15 protein-coding genes and 1 pseudogene are annotated in these 16,726 nt (G+C 34.7%); 3 read left to right on the top strand and 13 right to left on the bottom strand.

The features are described 5' to 3' along the window. Positions 1-21: 21 nt before the first annotated feature. From mraY to mraZ, 6 genes are all read right to left on the bottom strand, one after another. Positions 22-1,263, bottom strand: a complete 1,242-nt coding sequence (gene mraY / locus EAG08_RS11525) for a phospho-N-acetylmuramoyl-pentapeptide-transferase (protein WP_129535564.1) — start codon at positions 1,261-1,263, stop codon at positions 22-24. Positions 1,264-1,282: 19 nt separating this feature from the next. Then, on the bottom strand, positions 1,283-2,743 hold the full coding sequence (locus EAG08_RS11520) for a UDP-N-acetylmuramoyl-L-alanyl-D-glutamate--2,6-diaminopimelate ligase (protein ID WP_129535563.1): 1,461 nt from the start codon (positions 2,741-2,743) through the stop codon (positions 1,283-1,285). A 93-nt stretch (positions 2,744-2,836) separates the two neighbouring features. Beyond that, the gene (locus tag EAG08_RS11515; protein ID WP_129535562.1) at positions 2,837-4,828 is read right to left on the bottom strand and encodes a penicillin-binding transpeptidase domain-containing protein; all 1,992 of its coding nucleotides are present in this window, start codon (positions 4,826-4,828) and stop codon (positions 2,837-2,839) included. Beyond that, positions 4,812-5,177, bottom strand: coding sequence for an FtsL-like putative cell division protein (locus EAG08_RS11510; protein ID WP_129535561.1), 366 nt, complete (start codon positions 5,175-5,177; stop codon positions 4,812-4,814). The genes EAG08_RS11515 and EAG08_RS11510 overlap by 17 nt, the downstream gene beginning before the upstream one ends. Before the next feature lie 113 nt (positions 5,178-5,290). After that, entirely contained in the window at positions 5,291-6,184 is an 894-nt protein-coding gene (gene rsmH, locus EAG08_RS11505; protein ID WP_129537256.1) for a 16S rRNA (cytosine(1402)-N(4))-methyltransferase RsmH, read from the bottom strand. A gap of 21 nt (positions 6,185-6,205) precedes the next feature. Next, positions 6,206-6,664, bottom strand: a complete 459-nt coding sequence (mraZ, locus tag EAG08_RS11500; RefSeq protein ID WP_129535560.1) for a division/cell wall cluster transcriptional repressor MraZ — start codon at positions 6,662-6,664, stop codon at positions 6,206-6,208. A gap of 273 nt (positions 6,665-6,937) precedes the next feature. On the opposite strand from mraZ, the gene EAG08_RS11495 reads away from it, so the two are divergent. From EAG08_RS11495 to EAG08_RS11485, 3 genes are all read left to right on the top strand, one after another. Next, a complete protein-coding gene (locus EAG08_RS11495) occupies positions 6,938-7,699 on the top strand; it encodes an alpha/beta fold hydrolase (RefSeq protein WP_129535559.1) in 762 nt (253 codons plus the stop codon). A 62-nt stretch (positions 7,700-7,761) separates the two neighbouring features. Beyond that, positions 7,762-8,385 (top strand): ribosome biogenesis GTP-binding protein YihA/YsxC, encoded by a 624-nt coding sequence (gene yihA / locus EAG08_RS11490; RefSeq protein WP_129535558.1) that lies wholly within the window; start codon positions 7,762-7,764, stop codon positions 8,383-8,385. Next, positions 8,378-8,827 carry a GNAT family N-acetyltransferase gene (locus EAG08_RS11485; protein WP_129535557.1) on the top strand — a complete coding sequence of 150 codons (450 nt, stop codon included), beginning with the start codon at positions 8,378-8,380 and terminating at the stop codon, positions 8,825-8,827. The genes yihA and EAG08_RS11485 overlap by 8 nt, the downstream gene beginning before the upstream one ends. 108 nt (positions 8,828-8,935) lie before the next feature. Here the strand turns inward: EAG08_RS11485 and EAG08_RS11480 are convergent, their stop codons facing one another. From EAG08_RS11480 to EAG08_RS11450, 7 genes and pseudogenes are all read right to left on the bottom strand, one after another. After that, complete coding sequence (locus tag EAG08_RS11480) at positions 8,936-9,943, bottom strand: trypsin-like serine peptidase (protein WP_129535556.1); 1,008 nt, start codon at positions 9,941-9,943, stop codon at positions 8,936-8,938. 70 nt (positions 9,944-10,013) lie between these two features. After that, a complete protein-coding gene (locus tag EAG08_RS11475; RefSeq protein ID WP_129535555.1) occupies positions 10,014-10,859 on the bottom strand; it encodes a caspase domain-containing protein in 846 nt (281 codons plus the stop codon). A 328-nt stretch (positions 10,860-11,187) separates the two neighbouring features. Continuing rightward, positions 11,188-11,832, bottom strand: coding sequence for a response regulator transcription factor (locus tag EAG08_RS11470; RefSeq protein ID WP_129535554.1), 645 nt, complete (start codon positions 11,830-11,832; stop codon positions 11,188-11,190). Beyond that, positions 11,829-12,605: a sensor histidine kinase gene (locus EAG08_RS11465; protein WP_129535553.1), complete on the bottom strand. Its 777-nt coding sequence runs from the start codon at positions 12,603-12,605 to the stop codon at positions 11,829-11,831. Before EAG08_RS11465 ends, EAG08_RS11470 begins: the two co-directional genes overlap by 4 nt. A gap of 659 nt (positions 12,606-13,264) precedes the next feature. Continuing rightward, positions 13,265-13,828: a hypothetical protein gene (locus EAG08_RS11460; protein WP_129535552.1), complete on the bottom strand. Its 564-nt coding sequence runs from the start codon at positions 13,826-13,828 to the stop codon at positions 13,265-13,267. Between the two features lie 398 nt (positions 13,829-14,226). Continuing rightward, a pseudogene (locus tag EAG08_RS11455) lies at positions 14,227-15,366 on the bottom strand (cysteine peptidase family C39 domain-containing protein); the annotation flags it as partial. A 67-nt stretch (positions 15,367-15,433) separates the two neighbouring features. Continuing rightward, positions 15,434-16,714 (bottom strand): lanthionine synthetase LanC family protein, encoded by a 1,281-nt coding sequence (locus EAG08_RS11450; RefSeq protein WP_164998558.1) that lies wholly within the window; start codon positions 16,712-16,714, stop codon positions 15,434-15,436. Positions 16,715-16,726 lie beyond the last annotated feature (12 nt).

Raw genomic sequence — 16,726 nt, 5'->3', positions numbered from 1 at the left:
GCTTATCACTTACTGCTAATTTTATCTCATTTTCAATGTAATAAGACATACAATCGCTAACATTACACCAATAATGATCATTCTGTTGACGATTTTACTTTCGTGAAAACCATCCTTCTGATAATGATGATGCAATGGGGACATTTTAAACAATCTATTGTTCTGGGCATATTCTAACCCAAATTTTCTTTTTCTGTATTTAAATACAACCACCTGCAACATCACTGAAACATTCTCTATTAAGAAAATTCCGCAAAGCACAGGAATCATTAATTCTTTTCTTAAAATAACCGCCAAAACAGCTATTACACCACCCAACATCAAACTTCCGGTATCTCCCATGAAAACCTGTGCAGGATACGTATTGTACCAAAAGAATCCGATAACAGCTCCCACCATTGCGACGACAAAAATCGTGGTTTCACCCATGTTTGGGAGGAACATAATATTGAGATAATCTGCAAAGATGATGTTCCCGGAAACGTAGGTAAAAAATGCCAACGTCAGTAAAATAACCGTACTTGTTCCGGCTGCAAGACCATCAATTCCGTCGGTAATATTGGCTCCGTTTGAAACGGCTGTTACGATGAAAATAACGATAGGGATAAATACAATCCAAGCCCATTCGTGGGCATCTTCGTCATTCATCCAAAATAAAACTCCACTATAATCAAACTCATTATTTTTAGCAAAAGGAACGGTAGAAACAGTGATTTTCTCAGCAGGCATGAAGTTTTGCTCTACATTGTTTCTGTTGACCACTTTTGTATCTGCATATTTTCTTTTAACCGTAATATCGGGATGGAAATACATTGTAACTCCGATAATTAACCCTAAACCGACTTGTCCGACAATTTTAAATTTTCCGCTTAATCCGTCTTTATTTTTCTTTATTTTCTTTAAATAATCATCTAAAAATCCGATGGCGCCCATCCAAACTACGGTTACAATCAGAAGAACTATATAAATATTGGTAATTCTTGTAAATAACAAAACAGGAATTAAAGTCGCAATAATAATGATGAAACCTCCCATTGTAGGCGTTCCTTCTTTTTGTTTTTGTCCGTCTAATCCAAGATCACGAACCAACTCGCCCATCTGTTTTCCTCGCAGATAATTGATGATGCTTTTTCCATAAATAAGCGCTATCGTCAAAGACAACAAAACCGCCATCCCCGCACGGAAAGAGATATACTTCAACATTCCCATCCCAGGAACGTGGATGCCTTGGCTCGTTAGATATTCGTATAGATAATATAGCATAATGCTTTTTATTTAAAATTTATTTGCTCATTAATTGCCATAACTCATTAATCACTTCTTTGTCATCAAAATGATGTTTCACACCATTGATTTCCTGATAATTTTCGTGCCCTTTTCCGGCTACGAGAACAATATCTTTCGGTTCAGAGAATTTGATTGCCATTTTAATGGCCTCTCTTCTGTCTGGAATTGAAGTGTATTTGCTAAAGTTTTGAGGTTCAACACCTGCTTCAATTTCTTTGATAATCTGGTTCGGATCTTCCGTTCTCGGGTTGTCTGAAGTGATGATTGCCAAAGTTGATTTCTTTGATGCAATATTTCCCATTTCAGGTCTTTTGGAGTGATCTCTGTCGCCTCCACAACCGAAAACTGTAATCAGTCTTTCATTTTTTGTTCTGATGTCATTGATGCTGTCTAACACATTTTCCAACGCATCAGGAGTATGCGCGTAATCGACGATGAAGAAAATTCCGCCATCAGATTTGAAAGTTTCAAATCTCCCGGAAACTCTTTTTAGAATGCTGATTGCCTGAAGAATTTCATCCTGTTCAAATCCTAATTCAGAAGCAATTCCGAAAACAAGCAATAGATTATAGACATTAAACTTTCCTGTTAAAGTCGTCCAGAACTCTTTTCCGTTGAAATTCAAAAGCATTCCGTTGAAATCAACTTCCAGAGTTCTTCCGTGATAATCCGCCATCGTTTTCAAAGCATAAGACCTTTTTGCAGCCTTTGTGTTTTGAAGCATTACGTTTCCGTTTTTATCGTCTACGTTAGTGATGGCGATTGCATTTTCATTTAACTCATCAAAAAACCTTTTCTTGATTTTTAAATATTCATCAAACGTTTTATGATAATCTAAATGATCGTGTGTAAGATTTGTAAACCCGGCAATTTTGAAAGTCAGACCTTCAATTCGGTTTTGGGCAATGCCATGAGAACTCACTTCCATAAAAGCAAATTCGCATCCTTCCTCAACAGCCTGAGCCAAAATTTTATTGATGGTAATTACATCCGGAGTCGTGTGTGTCGCCGGAATTATTTTTTCTCCGATTCTGATTTCTACTGTTGACAATAAAGCTGAATCGTAGCCTAAATTTTTAAACACATCAAACAGCAAAGTCGAAACAGAGGTCTTCCCGTTAGTTCCGGTAACGCCGATCAACTTTAACTTTTCAGAAGGATTTCCATAGAAATTGGAAGCCAAGTGACCTAAAGTTTTAGAAGCATCTTTTACTTTAACGTAAGTAATGTCTTCATTTAAATTTTCAGGAAGTTCCTCGCAAACAATAATTTTTGCGCCTTTTTCAATTGAAGATGCAATAAATGAATGTCCGTCTACAACCGTTCCTCTCAATGCGATGTACAAAGAGTTTTCGGAAACTTTTCTGCTGTCAAAAACCATTTCGGAAACCTCACGGTTATTTTCACCGTGAATTTCTAGTACTGGAATTCTGTTTAATAATTCAACTAATTGCATTTCTTTGATGCGGTTTATTTTATTTTTTATGACCGTTTATTTTAATAGGATTTCATCCTATACTTTTTTAGGTCGTCCCTTCAGGACTTTTTTTTAATTTTGCAGAGACAAATAAATTCTCTGGTTTTTACTGATTGTTGTGCCTTCAAGTGGAAATTGTTCTTTAATTCTTCCAACTCCTTTAAAGTCTACACGATATCCTAAATTTTCCAATTGTGGAATAGCATTCTTACCAATCAGTCCCACTACATTTGGCATTTGTTTATTATTAACTGCTACTTTTACATTCGGTTCAACCATTTTATTCAGATTGACCTTTCTGTCTACCAGCATTTCCTTTTCAACATTTTGAGGTGTTTTCAGGAAAGTCTTTCCGGCAATTTCTTTAAAAACCGGTGCGGAAACTGTTCCTCCGTAAAATCCTTTTGAAACATTCGGCTCGCTGATCATCACGTAGCAAGTATATTTCGGATTGTCTGCCGGATAAAAACCTGCGAAAGACGCTCTGTATTTCATCGGACCAGGCAACCAGTATTCAAATCTTGCCGTTCCTGTTTTTCCCGCCATTTTCAGATTGGGTGTGAAAATACTTCTTCCCGTTCCTTTTTCAACCGCTTTCGTTAAAGCGCTCGTCATCATCTGAATGGCTTTATCAGAAGCCATTTTTTTAACCATCACCTCTTCTTTCGCTTCGAAAACAGTTTTCCCATCTTTCATTATTTTATCAATGAAGATCGGTTTCAGCATTTTTCCTTTATTGGCTACACCGTTGTAAAAGGTTGCTAATTGCAGAAGGTTGATGTTCGTTGCATATCCATAACCTATTGAGGCTAATGTTGCAGCGTTCCACGATTTGCTTTTTGGAGTTAAAATTCTTGGTTTTGTAATTCCCGGAAGTTCAATATCCATTTTGTCAAACAGTTTCCATCTTCTTAAATGATCGAGAAAAATTTCCGGTTTGTCAGCGTAAAACTTAGTAATCAATTTTGCCGTCCCCACGTTGCTTGATTTTGCCAAAACATCACTGATGTCATAAGTTCCACCGCCGTGACCGTCAGAAATTCTCTGTTTTGCATACACCCACACTCCGTTTCCTACGTTTACGGTTGTATTTTCATCGATAAATCCGTCATCCATTGCCGCCAAAAGCGAAATCGTTTTGAACGTAGACCCTGGTTCAATATTATCTTTTAATGCATAGTTATAAGCATCTTCATAAACTCCCGGCTCGGTTTCTCTTAAATTAACCAAAGCACGCACTTTTCCGGTTGCCACTTCCATGACGATCACCGTTCCGTGCTTTGCTTCAAAATTTATCAGTTGTTTTTCTAAAGCCGAATGGGCAATATCCTGAATTCTAAGATCTAAAGTTGTATAAACATCCTGACCATCTGTAGGTTCGTTTACTTTCCAAAAATCAATCGGTTTCCACTGAGAAGAGTTTACTCTTTGTTCGTATCTGCTTCCGTCGATTCCTGTTAAATATTTTGAAAACGCTCCTTCAAGTCCGGCTTTTGCGACTCCGTTATCGATTCCTATCGTTCCGGCTCCAATTTCTGAAGTTGCTAATTCTCTTTTATAATTTCTGTCGATGATGAAACCACCTTTATTTTTTCCTCTTTTAAAAATCGGGAATTTTCTGATTCTGTCGTATTCATCGAAATCTAACCCTTTTACCAAAGAATAATACTGGTTTTTCTTTTTTCTCTGCTCGTCAAATCTTTTTCTGAAATCAGCTCTCGGTTTTCCGAACATTTTGCTTAAAGAATCTGTGAGCGGACCGATATTGTTCGTGTAGACCGTATCTTTAATTGTTTTAAAATCAAGATAAACATCATAACGCATCACCGTCGTCGCCAAAATAGAACCGTCTGAAGCATACAGATTTCCTCTTGCGGCTTTTAAAGTGGCGTTTCGGTAATTATTATTGATATAATCGTCTTTAATTTCCTGAACATTGGTATTCTGCAGAAGAATAATTCTTCCAATGAAAAGCACAAACACGCAAAGAGCCCCCACTGCAAAGAGGTAGCCCCATCGTAACGTTTTTTTACGTTTGTTGTCGTATTCACTTGGCTTTTGCATCTGTACTGTCCAATTTTATTAACAATTTGTGAGGATGACTTTCTAAGGTCATTAATGAATCTGCGGCAACCTGTTTCCCCAACTCAGATTCCATTTTTACTTTAATGAGCTTACTTTGTGCGTAAGCATTTCTTGATTTAAACTCTTCTGTTTGTTCTTTTAAAGCATTAACAATTTTAATTTTTTTGTTCACCAAATGGTTTGAATAAATCATCCCCATCATCAAAACAAAAATCAATAAGAAAAACTTATAATGCGTGGTCAACTCATCACGGTTCAGAAAATTCCCTTTTATAATATCTATAAAAGTGAGTCTTTTTTGAGGACGATATGTTGGTTTTCTTGCCACAGACTTTGTCTGATTTTATTTTTATTATTAATTATTCTTTTTAAACCACCCCGTCAAAAATTCGCTTGAATTTTTGACATCCCTCCAGAGGAGGGGAATTCTCACTCTGTGGTTTATAATTTTATTCCTGTTCTCATTTTAGCACTTCTGGCTCTTGAGTTTTCTTCAATTTCCTTGTCATCAGGAATGATTGCTTTGCTTTTTACAAGTTCAAATGCTTTCGCATAATTTCCGTAGATATCACGTTGCGGTTCTCCTTCAAACATTCCGTTTTTCAGGAATCTTTTGACCAAACGATCTTCCAAAGAATGATAAGAAATCACCACTAGTCTTCCTCCCGGTTTCAAAACATTGTAAGCCTGAACGAGCATTTCCTTCAAAACTTCTAGTTCCTGATTGACTTCAATTCTGATCGCCTGAAAAAGCTGTGCATAAAATTTATTCACTTTATGCGGCGGAAGAAAGCTGAAGAGTTTTTTCAGATCTTCCGTTGTATTGATTGCTTTTATTTTTCTGTGATGAACGATGTCTCTCGCCAGTTTTCTCGCTTCTCTCAATTCACCATAGTAATAAAAAATATCCGCTAAAGCTTCCTCTTCATACTCATTGATTACTTTTTTAGCATCCAAACTCTGCATCACATTCATTCTCATATCGAGCGGCGCATTGTTTCTTGTAGAAAACCCTCTGACCGCTTCATCAAACTGATGAGAAGAAACGCCAAGGTCAGCCAAAACACCGTCAACCTTCGCAACCCCGTACATCAAAAGAGAATTTTCAAGAAATCTAAAATTTTGATTGATTAAGGTAAACTTCGGGTCATCAATTGTATTTTTTAGTGCATCCAAATCCTGATCAAATGCGTACAGCTTTCCATTTTCAGAAAGCCTGTCTAAAATTTCCTGTGAATGACCACCACCACCAAATGTGCAGTCCACATATATTCCGTCCAGATTCGTCACCAAATCATCCACACTTTGCTTCAATAAAACGGGGTTGTGATATATGCTCATTTGTGATACTTTTATTTATTCTTCATCAAAAGTGCCCATTACATCTTCTGCCAGACTTGCAAAATCTTCTTCATTGGTTGCGATTACCTTTTCATAGGCATCTTTATCCCAAATCTCGAAAAGTTCGCCTGCACTTGTCACTACAATTTCTTTCGTAAGATTTGCATAATGCGTAAGATCTTTTGAAATCTGCAGTCTTCCGGCACTGTCTAGTTCTACAGTTTTTACACCTGCAGTAAACATCCTGATGAAATCAGCATTCTTTTTAATGAATCTGTTTAGTTTATTAATCTTTTCCATAAGCTTATCCCATGCTTTCATAGGATAAACTTCGAGACACGGTTGAAACACAGAACGCTTTACCACAAAGACTTTCTCCTCAAAGTTCTCCATCTGCTTAATTAGCGATGAAGGCACCTTTAGGCGACCTTTGTCGTCTATTTTGCACTCATATGTTCCAATGAAATTTCTCATTTGGGACAAAATTATACAAATTTTTCCAAAAGCTCCCACTTTTTCCCACTTTTTGACTTAATGTTAATAAGTTTTACACCAGAGTCAACAAAAGCGGTTTAAATATTTGATTCGAAAAGACTTACAAGCCCTGCTATTCGTCGAATAATAAAAAGATTTTTAAAAAAGACTGTAAGAAAAGCCTTATTATATTATTTTTATTTTAAATTAGAGATATCAAAAAATTTTTGGTGTATAATTTGTATTTTTGCAATGCTTTATTAAAGCGATTTTATGATATTTAGTACAAAAAAAGATAAGAAATATACCTTCATTGAAGCTGGGGAAGGACATCCATTGGTGCTCTTGCACGGTTTGATGGGTGGGTTGAGCAATTTTGACAAGATGGTGAATTTTTTTTCAGAGAAAGGGTTTAAGGTCTATGTACCTCAGCTCCCCATCTATGATTTGCCGGTACTCAATACCAATCTTACAACAATCGCCAAATACGTAATTAAATTTATCGAAAGCGAAATTGGCAAACCCGTAACCATTGTAGGAAATTCTATGGGTGGTCATGTGGGACTTATTTTGACTTTGGCAAGACCAGATTTGGTGAAAAACTTAGTTCTTACCGGAAGCTCTGGATTATACGAAAGAGCATTTGGTGACAGTTTCCCGAGAAAAAATGACCGTTCATATATAAGAAAGAAAGCTGAAGAAGTTTTCTACGATCCTGCAGTTGCTACAGAAGCTTTGGTAGACGAAGTTTTCAGTGTGGTCAATGACAGGATGAAAGGAATCAAAACGGTGATGTTGGCAAGAAGCGCAATTAAACACAATATGTTAAACGATCTTCCTAAAATTGTGCGCCCGACGTGCCTGATTTGGGGGAAACAGGATAACGTAACACCTCCTGAAGTTGCTATTGATATGCATAAATTTATCCCAAATTCAGATCTTTTCTGGATTGATAAATGCGGACATGCTGCAATGATGGAAAAACCCGATGAATTCAACGAGATTCTATACAATTGGGTAAAAGATAAAATATAAATTGACAGTAAGCCATTAAGAATTTCTTAATGGTTTATTTTTCTAAATAAAATCAAGACAAAATGGTTATAAAGACAGCAGAGTTTGTAAAAAGCAGTGGAAAATGGCAGGAATGCCCCGAAGGAACCATCCCTGAATATGCTTTTATCGGACGCTCAAACGTAGGAAAATCTTCATTGATCAACGGAATGCTCAACAGGAAAGATTTGGCAAAAACTTCGGGAACTCCGGGGAAAACTCAGTTGATTAATCATTTTATCATTAATGAAAGCTGGTATCTTACCGATTTACCGGGATATGGATATGCAAAGGTTTCAAAAGTAATGAGACGTGATTTTGAAAAATTAATTAACAACTATATTTTAAATAGAAACAATCTGGTGAATCTTTTTGTTTTGATTGATTCTCGTCACACCCCTCAGAATATTGATTTGGAATTTATCCAATGGTGTGGAGAAAGTGGTGTCCCGTTTTCAATAGTTTTCACGAAAGTTGATAAACTAAAACCGAATATCGCCATAAAAAACGTTGAAGATTACAAAGCTGAACTTCACAAAACATGGGAAGATCTTCCAGAAATTTATGTAACATCTGCTGAAAAGAAAACCGGAACAGATGAGATTTTAAGTTTCATTCAAAAAACGAATGAATTTTTGGTTAATAACGGCGTGACTTTCAATGAATAATATTGTTTGGAAAATAAAAAGTTTTGAAGAGATTACCACTTCTGAACTTTACGAAATCATTAAAGCGAGAGTTGATGTTTTTGTGGTAGAACAAGATTGTCCTTATCATGATTTGGATGGATATGATCAGCAGGCAATACATATTTGGGCAGAAGAAGATAAAAATGTTTTAGCGTACTGCAGAGTTTTTAATAAAGGAATAAAGTATCCCGAAACTTCTATCGGAAGAGTTTTAACAACGGAAAAAGCCAGAGGAAAAAGCTTAGGCAAACAACTGATCCAATACGCAGTAGAAACCATCGAAAATCGCTTTCATACAAGCGAAGTGAGAATTTCTGCCCAAGATTATCTTTTAAGATTTTATTCAGGATTTGGTTTTGAAGATACCGGAAAGAAATATTTGGAAGACAATATTCCGCACACGGAAATGTTTAGAAAATAATATACATATTAAACAGCACTTTTTTAAGGTGCTGTTTTTTTAATTATAAAAACAAAAAAGAGCCCGATTCTAAAAACCAGACTCTCCATTTATAAAACAAAATAATGTTTAAGGATATTCGTTTCTTGCTCTTGTCACGAGACCAACTAAATCTGAACCCCCGCTTGCAAAATTAATGCTTGGATTATGTGCGCTTTGAGTGGCAACTGCATACGGCGAACCATTCCAATACCCCCAAAACGGGCCACCGCTTTGTCCGGGCCAGATATCAGCTTTGTGTTGAATACTTTGATTATCATCCGGACTCCAGAAATCACCATCTAAAGCAATGCCTGTTTGATAAGTAGGTCTTTGCGTTCCCGTTAAATCTGCAGGATAACCAGCGTGAGTAAAAGAAGCCTGTCCGTCCCAAGAATCAGAGTAAGATTTAGAACCTAACCAGCCTGTACTGTTTCCAATGGGTCTGTCGAGAACGACTACCACATAATCAAACTGAACTTCTGTGCCATCAATCGTAGGACCAGCAACTTTATGTTTGTAGTAGGTTTGAATTCCCCAAGAACTTCCGTAAGGCGCGCTACCATTATAATACATAGGTGTGAATTTTAACCAGCCTGTTTGATTATTGGGTTTCCAATCGATGATATGTGCACAAGTCAAGAGATGTCTCGGGCCAATCATAACACCACTCGCAATTCCTAAAGAGCTCTCTACTCTTCCGACGCAACGCCACGGGTAAGCTGTAGAATTGAATACTTTTCTCTGATCAACTCCGAAGATTGTTCTTGCCCCTTCAGCACTTAAGAAATTTTCTCTTTCAATAAATTTTGGTTTACGGTCTTTTTTAGGTTCTAATTTTGGTTGATATTCGAAGTCTGAATGAGTTGGATAGAAAAAATCTGTTTCAAGGTTTTCATCGACAGCTGATTTCTCATTCATTGTGATAGCTACAGACTTCATTCCTTTTGGATAAGCTCTTCCATCGATGGTTTCCATTTCCGGTTCTTTGGCTGATAATTTTAAATTGGCTGATTTTTCAGCTGATTTTGCTTTGATAGTTTTAAGTTTTAAAACTTCTTCAGCAGACATTGGGTTGTTTTTTTCAATATTAGACATGATTATTTGGTGTTTTAATCAGTTTTTTCCTACTCTTTGGATGGCTTTTCGGATTCCGCCAGTTTGATTTTTATGAAAATATTTTTTGTGAAAATTCTGTTTTGATGCTTTCAGTCTGGTTGCTTTGCGCCGCTCCCATTGTTGCTAATGCCATTGCGATTTGGTTGTCAAGCGTTTTTCTGACAATATTACCATTGGTCGCACGCAAAATTTTGCAGAAATGATAGGTAAAATAACCTCTGATTTGCCCATTCATACTTCCTTCCATAGAAACCTGGTTATCCTTAGAAGCAGCCCACAACGTATGATTCATACCTACAACAGGAACCAGAGCTTTTGTGGTAAATGTTGATTTTTTTGAAGTTTTAGATAATGGAATTTCGTTGGCGTAGGTCATATAAAACTCGTCTTCCAACATGGGCGGAATGAAACGTGCTGTTTCGTAAGAAAAATCTACGCTCAGTCCTAAATCCATTTTTCTTGTTCCGGTTCCGGAGTGACAGCAGTCGAAGACAACTTCAAGATTTACTCCGGCTTTCAGTTTACTGAGAACAGCTTTAAAATCATCATCACGAATAACTCCTGCGCTTGCATAATCGTGTGGACAAATAGCTTCATCTAAACCGTCAATCTCTAAATCTGTTCCGATGTTGGCAACTCTCGTTCCGTGTCCTGAATAATAAAACACCAACGAATCGCCTTTAACACTGGTGTTCACCAAAGATTTCAGATAATTTAAAATATTGGCCCTTGTAGCATTTTGATTGGTCAAAATTCTGATTTGTGAAGGTGCAAAACCACAAATTACCAAGGTGTTTGCCATATCACGTGCGTCATTGATGCATCCGTTTAAATCGGGACCACCTGATCCGATGGGCGCGTAGTCATTGATTCCTACGATAAGTGCTTTTTTCATTGTATTAGTTTTTTAAATTTTCCTTACTCTGTTTTGGCTTTTCAGGTTCTGCCTGTAACTTTAATTTTACATGACAAAATTCTGATATTCAATAACATGAGAATAGAGGAGAAAACCTTAATTGTTACAGGAAAAGCACCTGAGTAGGAATTTTAATTTTAGAAAAGATTTGGAGCATAAAAAATCCTCACCAAAAATTGGTAAGGATTGATTGTTTTAAAACTAAGTGTCATTCCTACGGAACTCTAAATTATGGGTTACATATTACTACAAACAATTGCTCCGCTAGAGCAAAAATTCATGTGATTATTTTTGTATTTAAATTAAATCAACACAAATTATGTTTTAAAGCAAAAAGTACAAGACCTACTCTGTTTTTTATTTCTAATTTAACAAAAACAGAATCTCTGTAACCATCGATGGTTTTTGGACTGAGGCACATTTTGTCAGCGATTTCTTTGTAGGTTAGCTCACTGCATGCTAATTTGATAAATTCTTTTTCGCGTTCTTTTAAATCTGATAGAAGTGAGGCATTTTTTGCATCCTCAGTTTGTACTTTCAACAATTTTTGGGCAACAAAATCAGTATAGAAACTTCCTTTTTCAAAAACGGTATCAATTGCCTGAAAAAGTATAGAAGGCTGCATATCTTTCAGCAAATAACCTTTTGCACCGGCTTTTAACATTCTAATTAGTACTTTCTCATCGTCTTCCATCGTTAAAGCAATCACTTTGATGTCTGGATGATGCTCAGTAAGCCATTCTGTCGTTTCAATGCCGTTTTTGTAGGGCATATTGATATCCATCAAAACAACTGCGGGCAGTTCGGAAATATTTTCTAACCCAGAGATGAAATCTTCCCCATTTGGCTGATTCATTACCACACGGTATTTTGGGTTTTCTGCGATCATACTTTCTAATGCTTTAGACATTAAAGTATGATCGTCAACTATTGCAATCGGAATTGTTTTCATGGTAAGTTTTTGTGGTATGTGATTGTGGTTTTGGTTCCTTCTTCAAGCTTTGACTGAATAGAAAATTCTGCGTGTATCAATTTGGCTCTTAACTCCATGTTCTTTAATCCTGAACCGTCATTTATAATATTGGTATTGAAGCCCTTTCCATTATCTGTAATTGTAATTTGTAACGTATCGTGGTCGTCTTCCAGCTTTATGGCTACATTTTTGGCTCTTGAATGTTTCAAAATATTATTAATGCTTTCTTGAATGATTCGGAATAAAATCAACCCATGTTTTGGTGTAATATCAATGTCATGCTTTTGCGAAATGAAATCTATGGTCAATAATCGCAACTTTTTTATCCTTTTAATTTCTCTTTCGATAGATTCTATTAATCCGAAATGAATAATTTGTTCTGTAATTAAAGTTTTAGATAAATTTCTGACATCCTGGATGCATTCGCCTAATAATTCATTTAATTCGCTTAACTCTTCTTTTTCTGTATTTGCCAGCTTTGGAATCAATTGATTTTGTCTTAATCTTACAACTGAGAGTTTTTGTCCTAAATCGTCATGCAACTCCTGCCCGATATAATTGAGCGTCTGTTCTTTCATTTCTACCTGGGAAGTGGCCAATTCTTTTTCAAAATGTAAGTCTTTTTCTTTCTGCTCAATTAACAGCTTGGTTTTTTTCCGTATGAAAATAACGTAAACGAAAATCATCGTTAACACAATTATCAATAAAGTAACTGTAAAAATTATTACCAAATCATTCTGATCGTCCTTCATAATTCTTCTAGTTTAACAATATCTGATTTGCTCCCAAACAATCCGAAAATAATCACTCCATTATGGATAAGATTTAATAAAAATAAAAAAAGTAGTAAATATCTTCCGAAACTGTAGTTCTAAAATAAAGGATTGGAATAATATCTATGTAAAAAATAAACAAACCAACAGAAATCCAAAAAGGTAGATAATTTTTAATCTCAAATATTTTATCTGAATTGAATGTCTGATATAAAAATAATATGATTGAAAATATTAACAAAAGAATATTCAGATAGAACATATTGAAGGATAAACGTTGAAAAAAATTTTCTTCTACCAGGGATATCCCAAAAATATTGACAAAAAACAAGCACAAAATTATTTGTTGTATTTTTTTCAACGAAGATATATACAGCAACTTATAGTAATAAATCAAGTAAATAAAAAAAACGATTGCAAAACAAATACTATAATATTTCTCCGTTGGCAAATTCTTTAATTTCGCATAATAGAAAAAAAAAAGATCATTCAATGATAGCATGAAATATCCTATAAAAAAAACAGATTTATTTTTTCGATTTTTTTATATTTTACAATAATCAAAATCATCGTCATGACCAAAACGATCATCGATATCTGTTTCCCTAGTTCTACATTCCAAGCCATGGCTATAATTTCTAATTCAAAGAGTTTGCAGACAAACTATTAGGAGGTGGTGAAAGGTTTGTCATATTCATCGGCTGTATAGACTCTATCTTTTCATCTTCTTCAGTTGCTCCACGTCTTTTCATTGTCGCATCAGAAGTTCCTTTCTTTTTAGCTGTAGGCATTAAAAAGATTGTTTGATAGCCGCCAAATTCAGGTTTTGCCATTTTGTTTGTTGGATGATTTGCTGGGTATTTCCCCATATAAATTTTAATTCCTACATTTTTAATGTTCTGTTCTTTTGCCTGTTCTTTTACATATTGAATATATCCTTCCATTTCTTCAATGGTAAAAGAATACCATCTTGAATCGGGATTTCCGTTTCTGGAGTCTGCTAGAACTTTGTTATTGGTTCTTGTATATTCATCAAAAAGAATCTGTGCATCCTCGTGCGTGATGAGTTTCTTTTTATAACTATCATCTACAGGATTTTCAGGTGGAGGCGGAGTACAGCGTACATAAGTGAACACAACTAAACACAGCGCAAGCATTCCTATAAACGAACTTACATTCTTAAATAAAAAAGGAGTTTTCATGGATATTGTTTTATAAGGTTATCTAACAAAAGTAGTTAACTCTTTAAATATACAAAAGGGGAAAATCACTGTTTTTGAAAATTTACCGAAAACGATCCTGAATAATTACTGAAATAATAAGAATAATCCCTGAATAAGACTGTCAATTATGAAAAATTAGTGAAACTAATAATTGGATAATTTTTTTTAAGACCACAAAACAAAAAAGACTGCTAATCAATGATTAACAGTCTTTTTGTGTACCCCAGACGGGGGTAATATTAATTCTTTCTCATTTTTAGTTACTTTTAACTCATTTATATTCAGTATATTTGAGCTATAGGCTATTTCGGGAATGTTTATTTTTAGAACTTTAATCATTTTAAGTTAAAAATTTGTTCCCCCTTTTTATAACTAAATAAACTTTGCCATTGCTCAAGTGAAAGAGATTTTATTCTGAGCTTAAATAATTTAACCTGAAGAAACTCTCAATCCCAACGTTTCTGTTTTTCGGCGTTGTGCATTTTGATTTCCTGCATACCGTTGATGAGCTCAATAACTTTGCTTTGTTCTTGGGAAACCTGTGAAAATCTTTTGTAATCGAGTTCTTTTCGTTTTCCGAGGAAAAAAGTGATCCATCCGATATATAAAATCGCACCAACCAGATAAACAACAAATAATCTGTAATCATAGAATAGTAAAACGATACTGAAAATGATCAAATTGACTAATGAGAATAATGTATTCAAAGAAGAATTGGTCAAAAGCTGCTCAATTCTATGATGATCGTTGATTCTTTGCATGATATCCCCCGTCATTCTCGTATCAAAGAAACTGATGGGAAGCTTCATTAATTTAATAAAGAAATCTGAGATAATCGAGATATTGATTCGGGTGGAAAGGTGAAGCAAAATCCAGCTTCGGATGACCTCAATTCCCATTCTGCCAAGAAAAAGCATAACCTGAGCCAATAAAACCAGATAGATAAAATTAAGATCCTGATTCTGAATCCCCACATCCACAATACTTTGGGTAAGGAAAGGAAGAATCAAAGAAAGTAAACTTCCCGCCAGTAAACCCACCGCCAACTGAACGATCAATGATTTATACTTAAGCAGATGCTTTGAAAGAAAAGAAAAACTAGCTTTACTTTCCTGATCGTCAAATTCAGTTTGGAAAAACGCAGGTGTGGTTTCAAGGATCAATACGATTCCTTCTTCTGTATTTTCATTGGCATTTTCGCCGATCCATCGTTTGATAAATTCTTCCCTTGTGTAGGTAATTAAACCATAACTCGGATCTGAAATGTAAACAATGCTATTTTTATCGATTTTATAGACAACTACAAAATGATTTTTGTTCCAGTGTACAATACAAGGGAAAGGAACTTCTTCAGCCAATGTATTAAAATCGATCTGCACTCCCAAAGAACGGAAGCCTAAATCTTCAGCAGCATCGCTCAAACCAAGCAGACTGCTTCATTCTCTTGTCGTTTCTGAAAGGTTACGGATTTGCTGTAAGGAAATGCTTTTGCCGTAATGTTTGCTGACTATTCTCAGACATGTGGGACCGCATCAGGCTGAAGGTAATTGGGGAATGGAGGCCTAGATTTCATTTAATTATATTTTAATGACAGTCGAAAGTTAGAATTGAGTTTTTTATGTAGTTGTTAAAAAATAACAATTGATAACCATACCCAGATACTCCATTAAAAAGACCAGGTATAATAAGACCTTTATTTTGTTTGATAAAATATAAATTATTGAATGAATTTAGATAGCCTTCAATTTCATTCAAAATCTCAAGATTATTAGTGTAGCTGGAAAATCGCACAAGAAGTTCAACATTTCCATATTTCCCATATATCAAAGAATCTTTTCCCTTCAGACCGTTTTTGAATGTTGATTCAACGCAGTTTTTTAAATCTGTTTTTAAAATATTCAAAAATTCTTCTGAAAGAAATATATCTGATTCAATTAATTCTAATCGAACCAAACCTATTCCGGGACTTCCGTGAGACCAACCAAAGGAGGAGAATTCTTGTCCTTTAGAAATAAAAGTTCTATTATCTTTCCAGTTCTTATTTTTATCACAATAAAATGTGTTCTCAAACAGTACTGCTTGTTTTATTATATTTTTACATTCTAAATTTCTGGATTGTTTAAAATATTTTGATAGTGCTAAAATTATTCCCGAAGACCCATGAGCAACTCCACATAGTGGTTTATCGTGGAATTCTGACATCCAGTAAATACCTTCTGGACATTTAATTGCAGATGAAATTAATTTATGATAATTACATTGTACTAATTCATGTATAACTAAAGAGTCAGTTAATTTTTCTAATTCAATTAGCGCAATGAGTAAACCCGCTCTTCCATAAATAATTCCATTATTCTTCGAACTTTCAATAATATTTATTAAATCTAAAGAATTGATGTAGTTTAATGCATCATTGATAAATTTATTATCATTATATATTTTATACATTCGTAATAGAAAATATATAGATCCCCCGATGCCCGCCATGCCTAAATAATCAGAATTATAAAGATACTTTATGTTTTCATCATAAATTCGAAAGATAGTTTTATCGATATAAGAATTATTAAATTTTTTATTTGCTTCTGCTAAAAATAACAAATCTCCAAACTTACCATTAATTATATCATTATTGCTATATTCAAAATTATATTGATTAGGTAAATCATATGATTCCTGAAGCGTTAAATATGTTACATTTTTTCCGATTAAATTTTTAAAAAAATCATATGTTAATTTAATATTTTCTGAAATATGCTTTTTTGTGAAAATATTACGCGAATTTCCTGTGGTATTTTGAGCAAAATTATATTTGATTAGTAGTAATTGTCGTTGCAAATCTTCTTTAGATATTTTGTTATTCAATTTATATAAAAG

This window comes from Chryseobacterium sp. 3008163, from assembly GCF_003669035.1.
GTDB lineage: Bacteria > Bacteroidota > Bacteroidia > Flavobacteriales > Weeksellaceae > Chryseobacterium.
This window is presented reverse-complemented; position numbering and strand designations above follow the sequence as displayed.